Source organism: Rhodoligotrophos sp. CJ14, assembly GCF_038811545.1.
Taxonomy (GTDB): Bacteria; Pseudomonadota; Alphaproteobacteria; order Rhizobiales; family Im1; genus Rhodoligotrophos; species Rhodoligotrophos ferricapiens.
The window spans coordinates 3,987,881-4,007,473 of record NZ_CP133319.1 but is presented as its reverse complement, the minus strand read 5'-3'; the positions used below and the strand labels follow the sequence as shown (position 1 = coordinate 4,007,473).

At 61.6% G+C, this 19,593-nt stretch carries 18 protein-coding genes; 9 read left to right on the top strand and 9 right to left on the bottom strand.

Annotated elements, in window-relative coordinates:
* Positions 1-4: 4 nt before the first annotated feature.
* Positions 5-622, bottom strand: a complete 618-nt coding sequence (locus RCF49_RS18665) for a 50S ribosomal protein L25/general stress protein Ctc (RefSeq protein WP_342641292.1) — start codon at positions 620-622, stop codon at positions 5-7.
* 295 nt (positions 623-917) lie between these two features.
* On the opposite strand from RCF49_RS18665, the gene uvrC reads away from it, so the two are divergent.
* From uvrC to RCF49_RS18645, 4 genes are read left to right on the top strand one after another with little or no spacing between them, the layout of a single operon-like run.
* Positions 918-2,882, top strand: a complete 1,965-nt coding sequence (gene uvrC / locus RCF49_RS18660; RefSeq protein WP_342641291.1) for an excinuclease ABC subunit UvrC — start codon at positions 918-920, stop codon at positions 2,880-2,882.
* A gap of 24 nt (positions 2,883-2,906) precedes the next feature.
* Entirely contained in the window at positions 2,907-3,515 is a 609-nt protein-coding gene (pgsA, locus tag RCF49_RS18655; RefSeq protein WP_342641290.1) for a CDP-diacylglycerol--glycerol-3-phosphate 3-phosphatidyltransferase, read from the top strand.
* Positions 3,512-3,763, top strand: a complete 252-nt coding sequence (moaD, locus tag RCF49_RS18650) for a molybdopterin converting factor subunit 1 (RefSeq protein WP_342641289.1) — start codon at positions 3,512-3,514, stop codon at positions 3,761-3,763. Before pgsA ends, moaD begins: the two co-directional genes overlap by 4 nt.
* A gap of 25 nt (positions 3,764-3,788) precedes the next feature.
* Positions 3,789-4,259, top strand: coding sequence for a hypothetical protein (locus RCF49_RS18645; RefSeq protein WP_342641288.1), 471 nt, complete (start codon positions 3,789-3,791; stop codon positions 4,257-4,259).
* A gap of 66 nt (positions 4,260-4,325) precedes the next feature.
* Here the strand turns inward: RCF49_RS18645 and putA are convergent, their stop codons facing one another.
* Positions 4,326-7,505: a bifunctional proline dehydrogenase/L-glutamate gamma-semialdehyde dehydrogenase PutA gene (putA, locus tag RCF49_RS18640; protein WP_342641287.1), complete on the bottom strand. Its 3,180-nt coding sequence runs from the start codon at positions 7,503-7,505 to the stop codon at positions 4,326-4,328.
* Between the two features lie 126 nt (positions 7,506-7,631).
* On the opposite strand from putA, the gene panC reads away from it, so the two are divergent.
* Positions 7,632-8,477, top strand: a complete 846-nt coding sequence (gene panC, locus RCF49_RS18635) for a pantoate--beta-alanine ligase (RefSeq protein ID WP_342641286.1) — start codon at positions 7,632-7,634, stop codon at positions 8,475-8,477.
* A gap of 6 nt (positions 8,478-8,483) precedes the next feature.
* Here panC and RCF49_RS18630 read toward each other — a convergent pair whose 3' ends face one another.
* From RCF49_RS18630 to RCF49_RS18615, 4 genes are all read right to left on the bottom strand, one after another.
* Positions 8,484-9,131, bottom strand: coding sequence for a flavin reductase family protein (locus RCF49_RS18630; RefSeq protein WP_342641285.1), 648 nt, complete (start codon positions 9,129-9,131; stop codon positions 8,484-8,486).
* Positions 9,132-9,141: 10 nt separating this feature from the next.
* Entirely contained in the window at positions 9,142-9,894 is a 753-nt protein-coding gene (locus tag RCF49_RS18625; RefSeq protein ID WP_342641284.1) for an HAD family hydrolase, read from the bottom strand.
* Positions 9,895-9,902: 8 nt separating this feature from the next.
* Complete coding sequence (locus tag RCF49_RS18620; protein WP_342641283.1) at positions 9,903-10,514, bottom strand: nitroreductase family protein; 612 nt, start codon at positions 10,512-10,514, stop codon at positions 9,903-9,905.
* A gap of 95 nt (positions 10,515-10,609) precedes the next feature.
* Positions 10,610-12,778, bottom strand: coding sequence for a mechanosensitive ion channel family protein (locus RCF49_RS18615; RefSeq protein WP_342641282.1), 2,169 nt, complete (start codon positions 12,776-12,778; stop codon positions 10,610-10,612).
* A gap of 591 nt (positions 12,779-13,369) precedes the next feature.
* Between RCF49_RS18615 and RCF49_RS18610 the strand changes: the two genes are divergently transcribed.
* Positions 13,370-14,224, top strand: coding sequence for an outer membrane protein (locus tag RCF49_RS18610; RefSeq protein ID WP_342641281.1), 855 nt, complete (start codon positions 13,370-13,372; stop codon positions 14,222-14,224).
* Positions 14,225-14,289: 65 nt separating this feature from the next.
* On the opposite strand, the gene thrS is transcribed toward RCF49_RS18610, so the two are convergent.
* Positions 14,290-16,233, bottom strand: a complete 1,944-nt coding sequence (gene thrS / locus RCF49_RS18605; RefSeq protein ID WP_342641280.1) for a threonine--tRNA ligase — start codon at positions 16,231-16,233, stop codon at positions 14,290-14,292.
* 408 nt (positions 16,234-16,641) lie between these two features.
* Here thrS and RCF49_RS18600 point away from each other — a divergent pair, with 408 nt between their 5' ends.
* The gene (locus tag RCF49_RS18600) at positions 16,642-17,328 is read left to right on the top strand and encodes an outer membrane protein (RefSeq protein WP_342641279.1); all 687 of its coding nucleotides are present in this window, start codon (positions 16,642-16,644) and stop codon (positions 17,326-17,328) included.
* A 116-nt stretch (positions 17,329-17,444) separates the two neighbouring features.
* On the opposite strand, the gene yidD is transcribed toward RCF49_RS18600, so the two are convergent.
* Both yidD and RCF49_RS18590 read right to left on the bottom strand, forming a co-directional pair.
* Positions 17,445-17,693 (bottom strand): membrane protein insertion efficiency factor YidD, encoded by a 249-nt coding sequence (gene yidD, locus RCF49_RS18595; RefSeq protein ID WP_432807414.1) that lies wholly within the window; start codon positions 17,691-17,693, stop codon positions 17,445-17,447.
* Positions 17,694-17,765: 72 nt separating this feature from the next.
* Positions 17,766-18,227, bottom strand: a complete 462-nt coding sequence (locus RCF49_RS18590; RefSeq protein ID WP_342641277.1) for an iron-sulfur cluster assembly scaffold protein — start codon at positions 18,225-18,227, stop codon at positions 17,766-17,768.
* Between the two features lie 178 nt (positions 18,228-18,405).
* On the opposite strand from RCF49_RS18590, the gene folE reads away from it, so the two are divergent.
* Both folE and hisI read left to right on the top strand, forming a co-directional pair.
* Complete coding sequence (gene folE / locus RCF49_RS18585) at positions 18,406-19,038, top strand: GTP cyclohydrolase I FolE (RefSeq protein WP_342641276.1); 633 nt, start codon at positions 18,406-18,408, stop codon at positions 19,036-19,038.
* 32 nt (positions 19,039-19,070) lie between these two features.
* Positions 19,071-19,550, top strand: a complete 480-nt coding sequence (gene hisI, locus RCF49_RS18580; protein ID WP_342641275.1) for a phosphoribosyl-AMP cyclohydrolase — start codon at positions 19,071-19,073, stop codon at positions 19,548-19,550.
* The last annotated feature ends 43 nt before the right edge of the window (positions 19,551-19,593 follow it).

The window sequence follows — 19,593 nt, the reverse complement described above, 5'->3', positions numbered from 1 at the left end:
AGCCTTAGGAGGCTTCCTCTTCGCCGCCTTCAGCGGGAGCGGCCTCTTCGACACCAGCAGCAGGCACGGCGATGGTGGCGATGGTGAAGTCGCGGTCCGTGATGGTCGGCTTGGCACCGGCCGGCAGCTTCACAGCGGAAATGTGAATGGAATCGCCGATATCCGCACCGGTGAGATCGATAGTGATTTCCTCAGGAATATTGTCGGCGGGGCAATCGAGCTCGATCTCGTGGCGAACGATATTCAGCACACCACCGCGCTTGATGCCGGGCGCGCTCTCGTCATTGATAAAGACCACCGGCACGCTCACGGTGACGTGCGAGTCCTTGGCGATGCGGAGGAAATCCACATGGATCAGAAAGTCGCGCACTGGCTCGAACTGGACATCGCGCGGCAGAACCTGAACGGTCTGGCCATCGACCTGAAGGTCGTAGATGGTCGAGAGGAAACGGCCCGTCTCGACTTCCTTCATGAGATCCTTGTAGATGAGAGAGACCAGCTGCGGCTCCTGCTTGCCGCCATAGATCACACCAGGTACGAGCCCCTGACGACGTACGGCACGAGCGGCCCCCTTGCCGGCCCGATCACGCACGACGGCAGTCAGAGAATGTGTCTGCGCCATGAGATTTCTCCTGAACGTCCATAACAAAACGAGGCCACGCAAAGGTGGCCTCCCGACACGCGCACGGGGCTTCCTCCAGGGGTGAACGGCGCCCGACCTTACGCGAATGCGGCGCTTATACCGGCTATGCCCCCGCGATGCAATGCCGCCCGTATGTGGGACAGGTCACGCTTGGGTGTCCTTTCTCACGGCAAGGTTTGCGCTTGGCGTATGGCTCGCCATATTGGAAGCACAGATTCGAAGAGAGGTGTCGACCAATCCTCTGCAAGCGTCTAATTGATCTCTGATCCATTCGATGAATAGTGAATTGCCTCATAGCCTGACAGAGACCGACATTCCCGGCGAGACCGCTTCGCTTTCCGGGCCTGAGGTCATTCGCGCGGTGGTCAAGACCGCGCCGACCCGGCCGGGTGTCTATCGCATGTTCGACGCGGACGGGCAGCTCCTCTATGTGGGCAAGGCCCGCAGCCTCAAGGCGCGGCTGCAGAACTATACCCGGCTTGGTGGCCACACCAACAGAATCGCCACCATGATCTCGCTGACGACGAGCATGGAGCTTATCACCACGGCGACCGAAGCCGAGGCGCTGCTGCTCGAAGCCAATCTCATCAAGACGCACAAGCCGCGATATAACGTGGTGCTGCGGGACGACAAATCGTTTCCTTATATTCTCATCGCCCGGGATCATGCGGTTGCGCAGATCACCAAGCATCGTGGCGCGCGCACCCGCAAAGGCAGCTATTTCGGCCCCTTTGCCTCAGCGGGCGCGGTGAACCGGACGATCAATGCTCTCGAGAAGGCCTTTCTTCTGCGCTCCTGCTCGGATTCCGTGTTCGAGAACCGCACCAGGCCTTGCCTGCTCTATCAGATCAAACGCTGCAGCGCGCCTTGCACGAACTATATCGATGCCGCCGATTATGACGTGCTGGTCCAGGATGCGATCGCGTTCCTGTCCGGGCGCAGCCAAAACGTGAAGCAGGATTTGGCGCGGGCCATGGAGCAGGCATCGGAACGGCTCGATTTCGAACAGGCGGCGCGTTACCGCGACCGGATCGCAGCCCTCTCGCATGTCACTGCGCATCAAGGCATCAATCCGCAGTCGGTGGAACAGGCCGATGTGTTCGGCATGTTCCAGGAGGGCGGGCAGACCTGCATCCAGGTGTTTTTCTTCCGGTCAGCCCAGAACTGGGGCAATCGCGCCTATTTCCTCAAAACTGACAAGAGCGTCGAGCCGGCTGAAGTGCTCGAGACGTTCCTCGTGCAATTCTATGACGACAAGCCCTGCCCGCGGCTGATCCTGCTGAGTGACGAGGTCCCTTCCCGGGAGCTGGTGGAGACAGCGCTCAGCACCCGGGCGGAACACCGGGTCTCGATCACGGTTCCCAAGCGCGGCGAGAAACGCGAGCTCGTCGCCCATGCGGCCAGCAATGCCCGCGAAGCGCTGGGCCGGAAGCTTGCAGAGAGCAGCTCGCAAAACCGGCTGCTCGAGGGTGTCGCCCGGGCATTCGGCATGGATGAGCCGCCACGCCGGATCGAAATCTACGACAATAGTCACATTCAAGGAGCATCGCCGGTCGGCGCGATGGTGGTGGCCGGTCGTGAAGGCTTCATCAAAAAGGAGTATCGCAAGTTCAACATCCGCTCGGCCGATGCGGCGGGTGACGATTATGCGATGATGCGCGAAGTGCTGACCCGGCGCTTCAGCCGTCTGATGAAAGAATCGGCGGCGCTCGATGTGGAAGGCCCCCTCGATGAGGGGGATGCCGAGGAGGCGGACGCGACGGGCGATCCCGATGACCTGCCGGCCTGGCCGGACCTCGTGCTGATCGATGGTGGCCAAGGCCAGCTTTCGGCGGCGCTCGGCGTGCTCAAGGAGCTCGGGGTTAACGGTGTGGCCGTGGTCGGCGTCGCAAAAGGACCGGATCGCGATGCGGGGCGTGACCATTTCCATATGGATGGCCGCCCGCCATTCATGCTGGAGGCCCGGGATCCTGTGCTCTACTACGTTCAGCGTCTCAGAGATGAAGCGCACCGTTTCGCCATCGGCAGCCACCGCGCCCGCCGCAAGAAGGCGATGGGGGTCAATCCGCTGGACGAAATTCCTGGTATCGGCCCGGAGCGAAAACGTGCTTTGCTGCGCGCCTTCGGGTCGGCTCGTTCGGTTGCGCGCGCCAGTGTCGCAGATCTTGCGGCAGTCGCCGGTGTCAGCACTGCGCTGGCCCGAACCATTTATGATTATTTTCACGAAAGTCGAAGTTAACCGGTTGCAAGTTGACGCCATCGCATGACGAGCAAATCACCAGCGGCTGTGGGCCGGCGCGAACAGATCCTCAATTTCCCGAATTTCCTGACATTCGGACGTATCGCAGCCGTGCCGCTGATCGTGGGGTGCTTCTTCATCGATGGGGACGGCGCCCGCTGGGCAGCCCTGGCCCTGTTCATTCTCGCGGCGGTGTCGGACTTCTTCGATGGATATCTCGCGCGGCTGTGGTCGCAGCAATCATCGCTCGGCCGCATGCTCGATCCAATCGCGGACAAGCTGCTGGTGGCGGCGGTGCTGCTTATGCTCACCACCGTGCGCACCATCGAGGGCGTGCATGTGGTCGCTGCCGTGATCATCCTGCTGCGGGAGGTCCTGGTTTCGGGCTTGCGGGAATATCTCGCGGAACTCCGCGTGTCGGTGCCGGTCACCCGGCTCGCCAAATGGAAGACGACCTTGCAGATGGTGGCGATCGCCCTGCTTACGGCCGGGGATGCCGCTGACAAAGTCTTTCCGTTCACGACGGCTCTGGGTCTCTTCGGGCTGTGGCTCTCGGCCCTGCTCACGCTGTATACCGGCTATGACTATCTGAAAGCCGGTCTTGATCATGTCATGGAGGATGAAAGACCGTGAAAGTCCTCTATTTCGCATGGATTCGCGAGCGGGTGGGCAAGGCGCAGGAAGAGATTTCATTTCCTCCTGAGGTGAAGACCGTCGCAGATGCCATTGCATGGTTGACTGAAAAAGACGAAACTTATGGTCACGCCTTCGGGGATTTGCGCGTGGTCCGGGCGGCTATCGATCAGTCGATGGTCGCATTGGATGCGCCGATTGCAGGTGCGAGAGAGGTTGCGTTTTTTCCGCCTGTCACGGGCGGCTGACGCAAGACGAGAGATGGGGAACGACATGCTGAACGGGCGTTTGGCGGCCCTGGCGGTTTTCGCCATGGCGACTGCCGCTGTGCTTACGGGGTGCACGGAAACCACCTATACCGCCTTCGAGGGCGGTTATGATCCCTATCTCCGCGAAAAGGTGTTCGAGCGCCATCTGATCGGGACCGATGCCGACAAGCGGCGTTCGATGCGATTCGCGCTGGCGGATCTGCGCGAAGCGGAGGGCGTGCCCTATAGCGCGCCGTTCTTCACCAGTCATGGCTTCACATGCGATGCCGCAAATACCTGCTCGCTGCGGGTGCAGAAATATGTCTACCGGAGCAAGAAGGTAAACCTGGCCTGGGGCGACCAGGTGCTGGCCCGAGCGCCGGGCGATTTCGGCGATGTCGCCACGATCGTCTATGACACCTATGTGGTGAGCTACACGCCCGACAGCATCGACGTGCAGGTGACGAGCCAAGCCCAGGATTACATGACGCCGTAATTCTCAGGGCAAAGAGCCGTATCGCAATTTCTTCACGCGAACCGGTATCCACTTCGCTCGAAGATGCTAGTCCTCGCCCACCATGGAGAACAGGCTGGCATTACCACCAGATGCGGTCGTATCGGTCGAGATCACCCGTTCGGTCGCGAAACGATAGAGGTAATGCGGGCCGCCCGCTTTCGGACCGGTTCCTGAGAGCCCCTCACCGCCGAAAGGCTGCGCGCCGACCACCGCGCCGATCTGATTGCGGTTCACATAGACATTGCCCACCTTCACCCGGCGGCTCACCTCCTCTGCCGTGGTCTCGATGCGCGTGTGGAGGCCCAGGGTGAGACCATAGCCGGAACGGTTGATCTTCTCGCAGAGCTGGTCGAGCTTATCGCCATCGAACTGAACCACATGCAGAATGGGGCCAAAGACCTCGCGCTCCAGGGCGGACATGTCGCTGATCTCATAGACCGCCGGCGAGACGAAGGTGCCCTGCCTGGCCTCAGGCGGCAGGGGCAGATCGATCAAGGTCTTGGCCTCGCGGCTCATGCGCTGCTTGTGATCATTGAGGACCTTCGCCGCATCCTCATCAATCACGGGGCCGACATCGGTCGAATAGCGGGCGGGATCACCCACCGAGAGCTCCTCGACCGCCCCTTTCAGCATGGGCAATAGCCGGCCGGCGATATCGCGTTGCACGAAGAGCAGGCGGGCTGCGGAACAGCGCTGGCCGGCGCTGTCGAAAGCAGAGAGAACCACGTCGCGCACGGCCTGTTCGGGCAGAGCGGTCGAATCGACGATCATGGCGTTGAGACCACCGGTCTCGGCGATCAACGGCACGATGGGGCCCTCTCTGGCGGCCAGGGCACGATTGATGATCGCGGCGGTCTCGTTGGAGCCGGTAAAGGCGATGCCATTGACCCGCGGGTCTGCGGTGAGCCTGCCGCCAACTTCCCCCCCTCCTCCAGGCAGATAGTGGAGGACATCTGTCGGAACGCCGGCGCGGTGCAGCAGCTTGACCGCCTCGAAGGCGACCAGGGGCGTCTGCTCGGCCGGCTTGGCGACGACAGCATTGCCGGCGGCAAGAGCTGCCGCCACCTGACCTGTGAAAATGGCCAGCGGGAAGTTCCACGGGCTGATACAGGCGAAAACGCCGCGGCCGTGCAACCACAGTTCGTTGCGCTCGCCCGTGGGGCCCGGCAGAAGCACGCCGCCTGAGAACTTGGCGCGGGCTTCGCTGGCGTAATAGCGCAGGAAATCAACCGCCTCGCGATGGTCGGCCAACGCATTCTCCAAGGTCTTGCCCGCTTCCTTCACCATGAGGCCAACGAGCTTGTGCACATTGGCCTCGTAAAGGTCAGCCGCCCGCTCGAGAATAGCCGCGCGTTCCGTACCGCCCCGGCTATCCCAAGCTGAAGCGGCATTGGTGGCCGCGGCCAAGGCGGCATCGACCGCCGCTGCATCCGCCTCGATGACCGTGCCGACTGTAGTGCGCCGATCCTGGGGGGAGGTCACGTTGCGCGGCGCTCCTCTGCCGATCACGCCGCGGATGAGGGGCGCCGCATCGACCGGGGTTGCGGTGGCCGCGAGCATCTTCTCGACGAAGGACGCTCGGGTCGGATCATCCCATAAGGGAAAGCCCCGCGCATTCGCGCGGGGCTTGAAGATATCGCGCGGCAGTGGAATGGACGGATGCGGAATGGACTTGAGGTGGCTCACCTCCTCCACGGGATCGGCGATGATGTCGCGAATCGGCGCCTCGTCATTGGCCAGGCGATGCACAAAGGATGTGTTCGCGCCATTCTCCAGCAGCCGGCGCACGAGATAGGCCAGCAGATCCTCATGCGTGCCTACCGGCGCATAGATGCGACAGGGACGATTGAGCTTATTGCCGCCGACCACTTCGTCATAAAGAGCCTGCCCCATGCCGTGCAGGCGCTGGAACTCAAAATCCTGGTCCTGCTTGGCCATCACGGTGATGGCTGCCACCGTGTGTGCGTTGTGGGTGGCAAATTGCGGGTAGATCGACCGGGTCTGCGTGAGCATGTAGCGCGCACAAGCGAGATAGGAGACATCGGTGTTCGGCTTGCGCGTGAAGACGGGATAGCCGTCGAGCCCCGCCTCCTGCGCCCGCTTGATCTCGGTATCCCAGTAAGCGCCCTTGACGAGGCGGATCGGAATGCGGCGGCTGGTGCGCTCGCCCAGGGCGCCCAGCCATTGCAGGACGGGATAGGCTCGCTTGCCATAGGCCTGGACCGCGAGGCCCAAACCATCCCAGCGCGCGAGAGCCTGGCTCGCGGCGAGCTGCTCGAAGAGCTTGAGCGATAGATCGAGCCGGAAGGCCTCCTCTGCATCGATGGTGATACCGATGTCGCGGTCGCGGGCGCGCCGGCAGAGTTCGAGTACGCGCGGCAGCAGCTCGTCCATCACCCGCGCCTCCTGCTTGGGCTCATAGCGCGGGTGCAAGGCCGAAAGCTTCACGGAGATCGAGGGGCGCTCGAACACACGCTGATCAGGCTTGAGGGGCCCCGCATGGCGGGCCACGGCATCCAGCGCGTCCATATAGGATTTGAAGTAGCGCTGAGCATCATGGCCGGTCATCGCCGCCTCGCCCAGCATATCGTAAGAGAAGCGATAGCCGACTTTCTCCTGAGGCTCGGAAAGCTCGAGCGCCTCCTCGATGGTGCGGCCGAGCACGAATTGCTTGCCCATGATGCGCATGGCCTGACGCAGCGCCTGGCGGATCACCGGCTCGCCGGATCGCGCCACCAAGCGCTTAGCGATGCCCATGAAGGCATTGTCCGTGGCGCCGCGCATATCGAGGACGCGGCCGGTCAGCATCAGCCCCCAGGTGGAGGCGTTGACGAAGAGGCTATCGGACTGGCCGAGATGCTCGCTCCATTGGCGGCCGCCGACCTTATCGGCGATGAGCTTGTCCTGGGTTGCGGCGTCGGGAATGCGCAGCAGCGCTTCGGCGAGGCACATCAGCACCACGCCCTCCTCGCTGGACAGAGAATATTCCTGCATGAAGGCGTCAACGCCGCCGCCTTGGCGACGCCCGGCGCGCACCGCATGCACCAGCTGGCGGGCCAGGGTCTCGACCTCGCGCCGCTCGGCATCATCGAGCCTCGCGATCTCTATCAGGCTGCGAACGATCTCCGTTTCGTCGCCAAGGAGGCGAGCAGATATCGCCTCACGCAGCGCCGTATCGGACGATAATGCCTGATCCGAGATCGCCATGCCTAACCCCGTGCTCATCTTAGCTGTCCTGTCCGCCATACAACTATTGGCAGGTCTCTGGCGATAGTACCATCGTTCGAGTTTGGCCTATCGACAAAGCGCGGCAATGTCGCCAAAACACCACCAAACAAGATGAGGCTGGTGATGACGGAAGTCCATGTGGTTCGCACCATTTCCGAACTGCGCGCGCATGTGCGCGACTGGCACAAGGCTGGCGAAACGGTAGCGCTGGTGCCCACTATGGGTGCCCTGCATCGCGGGCATCTGGCCTTGGTGGAAGAGGGCTTGCGGCAAGCCGATCGCGTGATGGCCTCGATCTTCGTTAACCCCAAGCAGTTCGCGGCGAATGAGGATTTCGGCGCTTATCCTCGTCAGGAGGCGGACGACATCGAAAAGCTGCGGCAGGCGGGAGCCGACCTTGCTTTCGTGCCCGGCCCCCAAGAAATGTACCGCCCGGGATTTGCCACCGGGGTCACGGTTGCCGGCCCCGCGGTGCAAGGGCTTGAAGACCGGTTTCGGCCGCATTTCTTCGGCGGGGTGGCCACGGTGGTTGCCAAACTGCTCATCCAGTCGCAATGCGATGTCGCACTGTTCGGCGAGAAAGATTACCAGCAGCTCCTGGTCGTCAAGCAGATGGCGCGGGATCTCGATATCCCCTGCCGCATCATCGGCTGCGAGACGGTCCGGGAAGCGGATGGTCTCGCCATGTCTTCGCGCAATGCTTATCTCAGCGCGGAGGAACGCCGGACGGCCTCGCTCATTCCTGCGCAATTACGGTTCGTGGCGGACGCCGTGCGCGCCGGTGAAGACGTGGCCCAAGCGATTGCGAAGGCCTCGGCGATGCTTGGCGAAGCAGGTTTTGTGGTCGATTATTTCGAGTTGCGGAATGGGAAGACGCTGGCGCCAAACGCCGATCCCGCCAACCCGCGCCGGCTGCTGGTTGCAGCACGGTTGGGTAGAACGCGCCTCATCGACAATATCGCGATCTGACGCTGATCAGCCCGCCACGGGCTTCGGGCTTACCGCTGCAAGGCTTTCGGCATCGACAGCACTTGGCCGGCGCATCGAGAACATTTCCGTCACCACCGCATAATCCATATAGCCGCAGCGAGCGATGGGCTTCATAGCGGCCGAATCCACCAGGCCATTGCGAATGAAGGCATCGTCTATGTGGACGCCGACCACCTTGCCGATCACAACCACATTGGGGGATGAGGGATCATGCGACGGGAGTTCGACGGTCTGGGTGTAAATGCATTCGAGCGCGACCGGTGTTTCGGCCACACGCGGGGGACGGACAAGACGGGATGGCGCCGGCGTCAAACCCGCGATGCGCATTTCATCGATACCGGCCGGCACCGGGGCTGAGGTCAGGTTCATCTGCTCGCGCAGATCCCAGGTCGCGAGATTGCAGACGAACTCCTTGGTCGCCTCGATGTTGGAGACGGAATGCTTATAGCCGTCGGAGGAGAACATCACGTAATGCGGATCGCTGCCCACCGCGTTGAAATAGCTGTAAGGGGCAAGGTTGACCTCGCCGGAAGGGGCAAGGCTCGAGATCCAGCCGATCGGGCGCGGCACCACCAGAGCCTTGAAGGGGTCATGCGGCAGGCCATGATTATTGGCGATGGCGTCGTAGAACAAATTCTCCTCCTCAACCGGCTATGCGCGCGCGCTCTTTCAAGGCGGCGGGCAGATACGAGACGTCTTCAATCAACAAGTCGGCATGGGCCTCCAGATGCTCCCGCCGCGAATTGCCGGACAATACGCCGACCTTGAGCGAAACACCGGCGGCTTCCGCCATATGAAGATCATGCAGGTTATCGCCGACCACGGCCACTTGCTCCGGCGCAAGGTTTGCGCCGGCACAAAAGGCTTGCACCATGTCGGGCGCCGGCTTCGCGTTTGCGACGCTGTCCCATCCGTGGACCGAGGCGAAGTGGTGCCGCACGCCTAAGCCGGTGAGGCATAGTTCCGCGGAGGCGGTTGCATCATTGGTGGCGAGGCCGAGCACATAGCCTTCCGCCGCAAGAGCCGAAAAGACGGCATCTAGCGGGCAGACCGGCACCGCATGGTCGATCGCGGCTTGCGCGAAAGTGGCATCGATCTCCGTGATGGTTGCGGCGCGCTCGGCGGGCGCCAGGCCCGGCCGCCAGAGATCACAGAGGTCAACCGAGGTTCCCGCCGCGACCACGGACCCCGAGCGATAGCTGTCGCTTTCGGGATCGTAGCCGGCGGCGATCATCAGCCGCATGGCCTCACGCTCGTCACCGTGCGCGAAGGACAGCGCGAGCGCACGCACGACGGGTCCCCAGCTCTTCTGGAAGTCGATCAAAGTGCCATCCTTGTCGAAAAGGATGCCTTTGAGGGCTGCACTGCCCGGGGTCCTCGATCCGTCTGCTGCCACCTTAGCTCCTAGTATTCGCTGACCAATTGCGCCAGATCAGGCCTTGCACGATCGCTGGGCTGCTCACTCATGCCGCCGATGAAGATGAAGCCAGCCATACGCTCATGATCGGCGAGACCAAGGTGAGAGGCAACCTCGCGATCATAGGCATACCAGCCAGTGATCCATTGAACGCCATAGCCGAGCGCGGTCGCGGCGGTCACGATGTTCATGCAGGATGCACCGCAGGAGAGATATTGCTCCCATTCCGGGATTTTCACATGGGGCGCCGCCCGGGAGACCACGCCGATCACGACCGGCGCGTCGGTGAAGATGGTGCGGGCCTTCTCGAACATCACGTCACCGGCATCGGGACGGGTTTCGCGCAGGTGCCGTTCAAGGAAGCGGCCGAAGGCTGCGCGACGCTCGCCCTTGAAGATGATGAAGCGCCAGGGCGCGAGCTTGCCGTGATCCGGCACCCGGGCGGCGGCGGTCAGGATCGTGCGCAGATCCTCGTCATTCGGACCTGCATCGGTCAGCTTGGCGATCGCCTGAGAGCGTCGGGTGAGCAAAAGGCTCATGGTGCTGCTCAGGTCGTTGGTGTGCGCCTCGGCAGGCGCTTCGGCAGAGGCTGTAGACATGGCTCTCTCGGTTTGGTTCATGATGCTCGGCAACTGGACAATCTCGCCTGCGCGTCAAGGTGCCTGCCACCCGGTGAGACAGGGTCCCGGGGAGATCAGGCGGGGTCCGCCTCCTCGATTCGCCGCATGTTCAGGCTCTGCTGGGCGGCGGCAGCACTGGCTTCCTCATCGCTCGCCACATGAACGACGGGCCTTGCGAATTTGATGCCCTTCTCCTCGAAAGCCTTTTTGATCATGGCAAAGGCGCGGCGGCGAATCACGAACTGCTCACCGGGCTTGGTGGTGAGCTTCATGCGGATCTGAATGGCATAATCGCCAAATTCCTGCACCCCCTGCATTTTCAGGGTGTCGATGATATGGGGCGCGAATTCGGGATCGGCCTTCAGCTTCTGGCCGATCTCCTTGATGATCTTGCGAACCTGCTCAAGGTCGGTGTCGTAGGTCACGCTCAGGGTGCTCTTGTCGATCACCCAGTCGCGGCTGAGATTCTCCACCGCCCCCAATTCACCGAAAGGCACTGTATAGACCGGCCCACGCTGGTGGCGCAGGCGAATCGAGCGCAGGCTGAACCCTTCCACCGTTCCCTTGTGCGAGCCGCTCTGGATGTAGTCGCCCACCCGGAAAGCATCATCGAACAGGTAAAACATGCCGGAGATGATATCCTTCACCAGGGTCTGGGCGCCAAAACCGATGGCAACACCGACCACCCCAGCGCCGGCGATCAGGGGGCCGATCTCGACGCCGAGCGAGGCCAAGGCCATCATGCCCGCGACGATCACAATGGTCGCCAGCAGGATGTTGCGCAGAATTGGCAGAAGGGTCCGCAGGCGCGCTGCGCGGGCAATTGCCTCATTATCCTCCGGCGCGGCGGAGGCGGCGGCAGCGAGCTTCAGATCGATCGCTGTCTTGGAGACATGCCAGAGCACATCTGCTGCCAAAAGGATCAGGAGAGCGTTCAGTATTCCACGCACAATCCGGTTGTGCGGTGTCTCATTGGCGGTCATGGCCACGAGATCGATATTCCATGCCCAGGCGAGCACGCCGATCGCGAGCAGAATCAGGCACGCCTGAAGGCCCCGTTCAACGGAAGCGCTCATGATGCTCGCGTGTTGTCCAGCACCGGCCTCGCGCTCGAGAAGATGAGCGGTTGATCGCCTGGTCAGCCAGAGGGCCAAAGGCAAGACGACCGCCACCAACAGCAGCCAGAACAGGCTGATGGCGCCGACAACCCAGATCACCCAAAGCAGCACCGCCCAGAGCGATAGCAGCCAGCATGTCCCGGACGCCGTTGCATCAACCTGCTGCTCCATTTCGGACAAGCGCCTGCTGCCCCAGATCATCTCCAGGGCCAGGAGGAGCTGGCCGAAGCCCAGCAGATAGGTCAGGAGATCGCGGGTGCCGGTGGGAAGCGGAAGCATCTCGAGCAATCGGATGATGAGCCATGTGAGGATACCCCAGCCCACGAAGAGCGTTATGCGCGCACGCCAGAATCGCGCGGCCGCATCCGACATCGGAATCGCCCGCAACGGTCGCGGCGGCACTGCACCAGCTCCAGACGGTGCCAACAGCGCATCAGTCACCCGCCAGGTCGCAACGAGCGCCAATGCGAGCACGAGCAGGCTCAAGGCGAGGTGCCGTGTGACGAGGGGCAGCTGGAACAGCAACATGCCGATCATCAGACCGCCGGCCAAGGCAGCGCAGGAGCCCAAAGCCAGCGCCAGTCTTCTTGCGAGGATACGGAGACGGATACCGGGGCCTTGGACAGGATCGATGCTGGTGAAACCAGCCGTGGCATGGCCGAACAACCATTGCAGGGCGCCTCCCAAAACCACGGCAAGGGCGAGAGCTGCTGCAAGCTTCGGGACGGAGATCTGCGCTCGCTCTTGCCTCAGAAACCCAGCAAGCGCGTTCAGCTCTGCGGGCAAGGTGCGTATTGCCGTTGCCAGTTCCGCCAGATGGCGGCGCGCTGCCGCTAGGCGCCCGTCAATTGCGGCAATGATCCGTCCGTCTCCGGCCCACCGACCCGATTCCGGCACAGCAGGGTCATGAATGTGTGCAGCCGCGGGCGCTCCTGCAGCGTTCGCACTCCCTCCGTTATCCGGTGCTGGCCGGCCGGCCTCGGCCTTGATCCAGGCCTGGACGCCAGGGTCAGCAAGGAGCCTAAGGAGCTGCTCGACCTGAACCGGGCGTTCCGGCTCGGACGCTGGTTGTGCAAGGGTGGGGCCACAGGAGAGCGCTGAAAAAAAGAGCCCGAGGAGCATCATCCAAAAGCTGCCCTTCCAAGCGAATCCTGCGAGATCTCGCAGCATGGGCGCCGGCCCCCCTGTAGCCCAGAAGATACAACCCTCAAGAGGCATTCTCGATCTCACAACTGCTTGGTTTTAACAGCACTCACGCCATGTGTGGTTGTAACACCACCATATCACACGCATACACGAGCAAAGTGACTTTTGAGTTGTTGTTTCGGTGGAGAGTATGAACTTTTACGTAAGATCGCGCGGTTGGGAGCCCTTGCCCCGACCTCGCCGCGGCCTCTGCGTTTGCGGCCGATCTGCCGGTCTATGGGCCGTCGGCTCCGGCGCCGATGGGCACTACCATCTCGTCGCCTCGCGCGATGCTCAGCTAATCTTCGAGGCTCCCGCCATCTAGAGCGTCCCGCTCTTCTCTTCACGCTTGACCATTCCCGCCCAGCCGACGGGGTCGTTGTGTCCCGAAAGTCACAACCTTTACGAGACACCCGCCACCCAAGATTGGCTCGCATTTAGCCGCATTCGGGCCGCCATTTCCGGTTGTAAAGCCATCTGCATCACACGTGCACGAACAAAGTGATTTGAGTTGTTGTTTCGGAGGAGAGTATGAATTTTCTGCGTAAAGCCGCCTGGGCCACCGCCCTTGCCCCGGTTCTTATCGGAGCCCCAGCCTTTGCGGCCGATCTGCCGGTCTATGAGCCACCGGCTCCGGCGCCGGTCCTCCCGGTCGCCCAGGAGTACAAGCCCTGGCAGGGTCTTTCGGTTGGCGTGATCGGCACCTACGGGCTCAACGGCAAGGAGAAGGATCTCACCCATCTGAACAGTCTGGATGGCCCGATGGTGGGCGGCATCATCGGCCTGCACAACCAGATCGGCAATTGGGTGCTGGGCGCCGAGTTCGACGGGTCGTTCGGCTCGATCAGCGATAGCCGTGGTTACAAGAAGGACAAGGACAAGGACAAGGACAAGAAGAAGGCCGGTGCCGACCTTCCCTCTTACGACAAGTGGACGCAAGACGAACTGACCAAACGTACAGAAGATTATAATAAGGGCACATATGGCTTCCGCTCCAAAGCCAAGCTGGATGAGCTCTACACGGTTCGCGCCAATCTCGGCTATGCCTTCGACAACGTACTGATCTATGGTACGGGCGGCCTCGGTATCGCGCATGCGAAGATCAATGCCGAGAACCCGGTCGACGGGCTGATCAAGGACGACGGCTACGGCTTTGCGCCAGTGTTCGGCGGCGGCGTAAACTACAAGGTGACAGACAATTTCGGCCTGGGTGTACAGTATCTGTACATGACCGGATTCGACGTGGGCATGAAGGCAAACAAGTTCAGATATAACACTGTCGGCAATAAGGTGGATCTCGAGAAGGAGACGAACCGCGTGAATGCCGAATTCGAAGGCACGCATATGATCCGCGTGATGGGCACCTATCACCTGCCGATCAACTGACAAGGTTGAGCCTGCTTCTCAAGAACTAGCGGGGGCTTCATTCGCCCCCGTTTTCTGTTTTTGCGTTAGGCTGCGCGCTTCTTTTCCCTGCGCGCCAGGTCAGGCGGCACCGCTTCCTCAGCGAGGCGCGCGATCACCTTATCGAGCGAGAGGCTCTCCTGGTCCTTGGATCCCAACCGCCGCACGTTCACGGAGCGCTCATCGCGCTCGCGCTTGCCGACAACCAGAATGACGGGGATCTTGGCCAAGGAATGCTCCCGCACCTTATAGTTGATCTTCTCATTGCGCAGATCGGTGTCGACACGGAGCCCGGCTGACGCCAGCGCATTCGCCACTTCGGTCGCGTAGTCATCGATCTCGGACACGATCGGGCAGACCATGACCTGCACCGGTGCGAGCCAAAGCGGGAAGTGGCCGGCATAATGCTCGATCAGAATACCGATGAACCGTTCGAGCGAACCGAACATCGCACGGTGCAACATGATGGGAATACGCTTTTCACCATCGGGTGCGATGTAGAAGGCGCCCAGGCGACCGGGCAGATTCAAGTCTACCTGCAGCGTGCCGCATTGCCACTCGCGCCCGATCGCATCGCGTAAGACATATTCGAGCTTGGGCCCGTAGAAGGCGCCCTCGCCCTTGTTCAGCGTCCAAGGACGGCCGGTACGTGCAAGCACGTCCTTGAGGGCTGCCTCGGCCTGATCCCAGACCTCGTCGGCACCGATCCGCTGCTCCGGACGGTCCGAGAATTTGATCGAGACATCGTCAAAGCCGAAGTCGCTATAGATGGACAGGATGAGGTCGTTGACCTCAAGACATTCCTCGGCAAGCTGATCGGGTGTCACAAAGATATGGGCGTCGTCCTGAGTGAAGGCGCGCACACGCATGAGCCCGTGCATCGCACCGGATGGCTCATATCGGTGGACCAGGCCGAATTCGGCGATCTTGAGGGGCAGATCACGATAGCTCTTCAGCCCATGCTTGAAGACCTGGATGTGACCAGGGCAATTCATCGGCTTCAGCGCGAAACTGCGTTCATCCTCGGTTTCGGTGATGAACATGTTCTCGTGATATTTCTCCCAATGGCCCGACGCTTCCCAGAGCGCGCGGTCGAGCAGCTGGGGGGTGTTCACCTCGAGATAGCCGGCATCGTCCTGACGCCTGCGCATATAGGCGATGAGGGACTGGTAGAGCGTCCATCCCTTCGCATGCCAGAAGACCACACCGGGGCCTTCCTCCTGGAAATGGAACAGGTCCATCTCGCGGCCGAGGCGGCGGTGGTCGCGCTTTTCCGCCTCCTCCAGCCGGTTCAGGTATTCCTTCAGGTCCTTCTCACTGGCCCAGGCGGTGCCATAAATGCGCTGAAGCTGGGCATTGTTGGCATCCCCGCGCCAATAGGAGCCGGCGATCTTCATCAGCTTGAAGGCATTGCCCACCTTGCCGGTGGAGGTCATGTGGGGGCCACGGCAAAGATCGAGCCATTCGCCCTGGCGATAGATCTTGATCTGCTGGTCCTCAGGGATCGCATCGACCAGCTCGACCTTGTAGCTCTCACCCTTGTCGCGGAAATAGGCCTTGGCCTGATCGCGGCTCCAAACCTCCTTGGTGAAAGGCCGGTCACGCGCGATGATCTCGCGCATCTTGGCCTCGATCGCGGCGAGATCCTCAGGATGGAACGGCTCATTGCGCGCGAAATCGTAATAAAACCCGTTCTCTATCACAGGGCCGATGGTGACCTGCGTTCCGGGATATAGTTCCTGAACGGCCTCGGCGAGCACGTGGGCTGCATCGTGACGGATGAGCTCAAGGGCCTCCGGATCGTCGCGCGTCACAATGCGGATGTCGGCATCGCTCTCGATCGGGTCGGAGAGGTCGGCCAGCGTTCCGTCAAGAAGGACCGCAACCGCCCGCTTCTCAAGGGATTTGGCGATCGATGCGGCGACTTCGGCGCCGGAGACACCTTGCGGGAATGAACGACGGCTGCCGTCGGGGAAGGAAAGATTGATCATCAGTTTTCTCCTGCTCACTCACTGCATACCAGGCAGGTAAGCGGCTGTTATCGGGGTGCCGGTCACGTCCGGACCAGCGGCGCTGGTTTTCGCCTCTGTGAGGGCGAGCGTCAAGGCGTGGATCGCGGCTTTGGGGATCGCGCCTGTGGCCTGACAACCACAGGTTATCGGAAATAGAGTCGCTCCGCCAAGACGTCGCTTACGGGTTTCAAAGATAAGGCTTTGGGGTCACTTATATTCTCGGAATAAGCTTGGCTCACTCACACACAACCATATGTTGCATTCTGGCGATCGGCTGGTACAAATCCAGCTGCATTCATGCAGTCGTGTTTCGGATAGTCAGTTTGAAAGTAGGTTCCTATGTGTTTTCCAAGGACCCGCCGATCCTTCAAATCGCTCCCGTTCGCCATGGTCCTATCCGCCGCCGCAGCCAATCAGCTGCTGGCCGCAGACCTGCCGCCGACGGAACCGAGCTACCAGCCTGTCCAGTATAGCGCCGTGCCTTCGGACCAGGACGAGCACGCCTTGCCAGGATGGCAGGGGTTTCATGTGGGTATCGTCGGCAGCAATAGCCAGTTGAGCGGCAAAAGCCAGTTCACCAACGGCACGACCCGTTCATTCGATGCAGAGGGCTACTCGCTCGGTGTGCTGGCCGGGGCTGATGCTCAGTTCGATGCCGTCGTGCTTGGCCTGGAAGCCGACACAAGCTTCGGGAATATTGCTGGCCGTTCTGGCACTTCCGGATCCGATGCGGTGGTGGGAGAAGTCGGCCAATTCTCCACCCTGCGCGGTCGGGTCGGCTTCACCCCAGCACCCAATGTGCTGTTCTATGCGACCGGTGGGCTCGCGCTTGCCGATATGGCGGTCAGAACCAGCCAATGGGGAACGGACAAGGAGTTGGTCACGGGCTTCACCTATGGCGGGGGTATCGAGGCAAAGCTCACGGACAATATCTCGCTGCGCGGCGAATATCTCTATACCCAGCTCGACCCGAAGCGGTTCGACTTCAGCGTCAAGGGCAGCCAAGGCATGCTGAGCACGAGCGACTTTCATACGTTCCGTGCCGCCCTGGTCTACCAGCTGCCTGCCCTCTGAGGCGACCGCGGGGGCAATTCACACAAGGGGTGAATGTTTACGGCGTGTTTACCGCCAGCCCGCGAGAATTGCCTCGTGTTCGAGAGGCCACTTCGAGAAGAGGCCGTCCGTGCCGTTCACCGGCCCTGGCGGCCTCTTTCGTTCAGCGAATGGTCACGAGCCGGCGACCAACTGCCGTACCGCCAGAAGCACCAACCGTGATCCGGCAATCTCTCCGGAACCGGATCAAATCCGTGTGTTCCCCAGGGATGGCAGCGAGACAGGCGCGAGATGGTCAGCCACCCGCCGCGCCAGGCGCCATGGCGGCGCAGAGCCTCAATCCCATATTCGGAGCAGCTCGGCAGATGCCGGCAGGTCCGGCCCATGATCGCGGAGAGCGTATAACGATACGTCGTGATGAGCGCGATACCGATTAGGGCGAAGAGGCGATCCATACGCTAGCCGGCCGCGCTGCTCTTGGAGGGCACTTGCGCCTTGGCCTCGATCTGATCGAGGCAATCACAGACCGCATCGAAGGTCAGCAGGGTCGAGGCATGGCGCGCCTTGAAGTCACGCACGGGTTCGAGTGCGGCCAGATCTGCCCAGCGCCCGGTCGGGGGCGGGCCACCATTCTTGAGCATCGCATACATTGTGTCGCGAAGGGCGCGGAGCTCGCTCGCGGTTGAGCCAATCACGTTGCGCGCCATGATGGATGATGAGGCCTGCCCAAGCGCGCAGGCCTTCACTTCGTGGCCGAAGGCGGTCACCACCCCGTTCTCCATCTCGAGATCCACGGTCACCTTGGATCCGCAGAGGCGCGAATGAGCAACCGCAGTCGCATCGGGCGCGGCGAGCCTTACGGTCAAGGGAATGTCCGCCGCGAAACCCAGGATCTTGCGGTTGTAAATGTCATTCAGCATCTCGTTCCCTCGATTGGGCTCCTTGCGGACGGGTTCTCGCCCGCGACCATCGATCGGTGCCGTGCCGGCTTGCGACACCGACCCGCCAATTCTATATGGTGTAGGGAAATCGGCAACGAAGCCCCGACACCTGCGACAGGACAGCGGGCGAGCACAAGCGCGGGGTTCAGGAGTTCATATGGATGCGATCGTGAGCCTTCTCGCGCGCCACAGGGACGATGTCGCGGTGGATGCCTCGGGGCGACCCACGCAGGAGGAAGCGGAAGCGGCGGTGCGCACGCTGATCCGATGGGCGGGCGATGATCCGAACCGGGACGGGCTTGCGGATACCCCGCAGCGGGTGGTGCGGGCCTATCGGGAATTCTTCAAAGGCTATGGGCAGGATCCGGTCGAAATCCTGTCGCGCACCTTCGAGGAGACCGCCGGCTATGACGATATCGTGCTGATCCGCGACATCGAAGTGGCCTCACATTGCGAGCATCACATGGTGCCGTTCGTGGGCAAGGCCCATGTCGCCTATTTCCCCACGGGGCGCATCGTGGGGCTGTCGAAGATCGCGCGGGTCGTCGAGGTGTTCGCACGCCGGCTGCAGACCCAGGAGACGATGACGGCGCAGATTGCCGATGCGATCGAAACGGCGCTCAAGCCGCGCGGGGTTGCGGTGATGATCGATGCCGTCCATCAATGCATGTCTCTGCGCGGAGTGCAGAAGCCCAACGTCTCGACCATCACCACCCAATTCACAGGTGAATTCAAGGCGGATCACCATTTGCAGGCCCGCTTCTTCGAATTGATCCGTCACGCCCGTTGACCCAGCTTCCGGTTCGGTACAGAACGCACGCCATGAACGATACAGTTTTCTCGAAGCGCCTCAGCATCGAACAAGTCGAGGAAGGCCAGGACCTCGCGCCGAAGTTCGATCAGGATGGATTGCTCGTCGCCGTGACCACTGATGCTGCCAGCGGCGATGTGCTGATGGTTGGATATATGAATGCGGAGGCGCTGCGGCGCACCATAGAGACGGGCGAGGCTCATTACTGGAGCCGCTCGCGCAAGGTTCTCTGGCACAAGGGCGCAAGCAGCGGACTCGTGCAGAAGGTCGTCGACCTCAGGATCGACGATGATCAGGATGCTGTATGGCTGAAGGTGCAGGTGGCAGGATCTGGCGCCAGCTGCCATGTGGGCTACAAGTCCTGCTTCTATCGCTCCGTGCCCCTAGGCCAATCGGTTTCTCCGGAGATCCGCCTGGAATTCCGCGAAAGTCAAAAGACATTCGATCCTCTCGAAGTGTACGGGGACGTTCCAAACCCCACTCAGCTTTAGGTAGACAGCCGCAGACAGGCTTACCTGCGACAATCGATCCCAG

Bases quoted from the DNA above. Each gene is read 5' to 3' on its own strand.
- RCF49_RS18665 (WP_342641292.1), bottom strand. From the start codon at position 622: ATGGCGCAGACACATTCTCTGACTGCCGTCGTGCGTGATCGGGCCGGC.
- uvrC (WP_342641291.1), top strand. From the start codon at position 918: ATGAATAGTGAATTGCCTCATAGCCTGACAGAGACCGACATTCCCGGC.
- pgsA (WP_342641290.1), top strand. From the start codon at position 2,907: ATGACGAGCAAATCACCAGCGGCTGTGGGCCGGCGCGAACAGATCCTC.
- RCF49_RS18645 (WP_342641288.1), top strand. From the start codon at position 3,789: ATGCTGAACGGGCGTTTGGCGGCCCTGGCGGTTTTCGCCATGGCGACT.
- putA (WP_342641287.1), bottom strand. From the start codon at position 7,505: ATGAGCACGGGGTTAGGCATGGCGATCTCGGATCAGGCATTATCGTCC.
- panC (WP_342641286.1), top strand. From the start codon at position 7,632: ATGACGGAAGTCCATGTGGTTCGCACCATTTCCGAACTGCGCGCGCAT.
- RCF49_RS18620 (WP_342641283.1), bottom strand. From the start codon at position 10,514: ATGTCTACAGCCTCTGCCGAAGCGCCTGCCGAGGCGCACACCAACGAC.
- RCF49_RS18615 (WP_342641282.1), bottom strand. From the start codon at position 12,778: ATGATGCTCCTCGGGCTCTTTTTTTCAGCGCTCTCCTGTGGCCCCACC.
- RCF49_RS18610 (WP_342641281.1), top strand. From the start codon at position 13,370: ATGAATTTTCTGCGTAAAGCCGCCTGGGCCACCGCCCTTGCCCCGGTT.
- thrS (WP_342641280.1), bottom strand. From the start codon at position 16,233: ATGATCAATCTTTCCTTCCCCGACGGCAGCCGTCGTTCATTCCCGCAA.
- RCF49_RS18600 (WP_342641279.1), top strand. From the start codon at position 16,642: ATGGTCCTATCCGCCGCCGCAGCCAATCAGCTGCTGGCCGCAGACCTG.
- yidD (WP_432807414.1), bottom strand. From the start codon at position 17,693: ATGGGCCGGACCTGCCGGCATCTGCCGAGCTGCTCCGAATATGGGATT.
- RCF49_RS18590 (WP_342641277.1), bottom strand. From the start codon at position 18,227: ATGCTGAATGACATTTACAACCGCAAGATCCTGGGTTTCGCGGCGGAC.
- folE (WP_342641276.1), top strand. From the start codon at position 18,406: ATGGATGCGATCGTGAGCCTTCTCGCGCGCCACAGGGACGATGTCGCG.
- hisI (WP_342641275.1), top strand. From the start codon at position 19,071: ATGAACGATACAGTTTTCTCGAAGCGCCTCAGCATCGAACAAGTCGAG.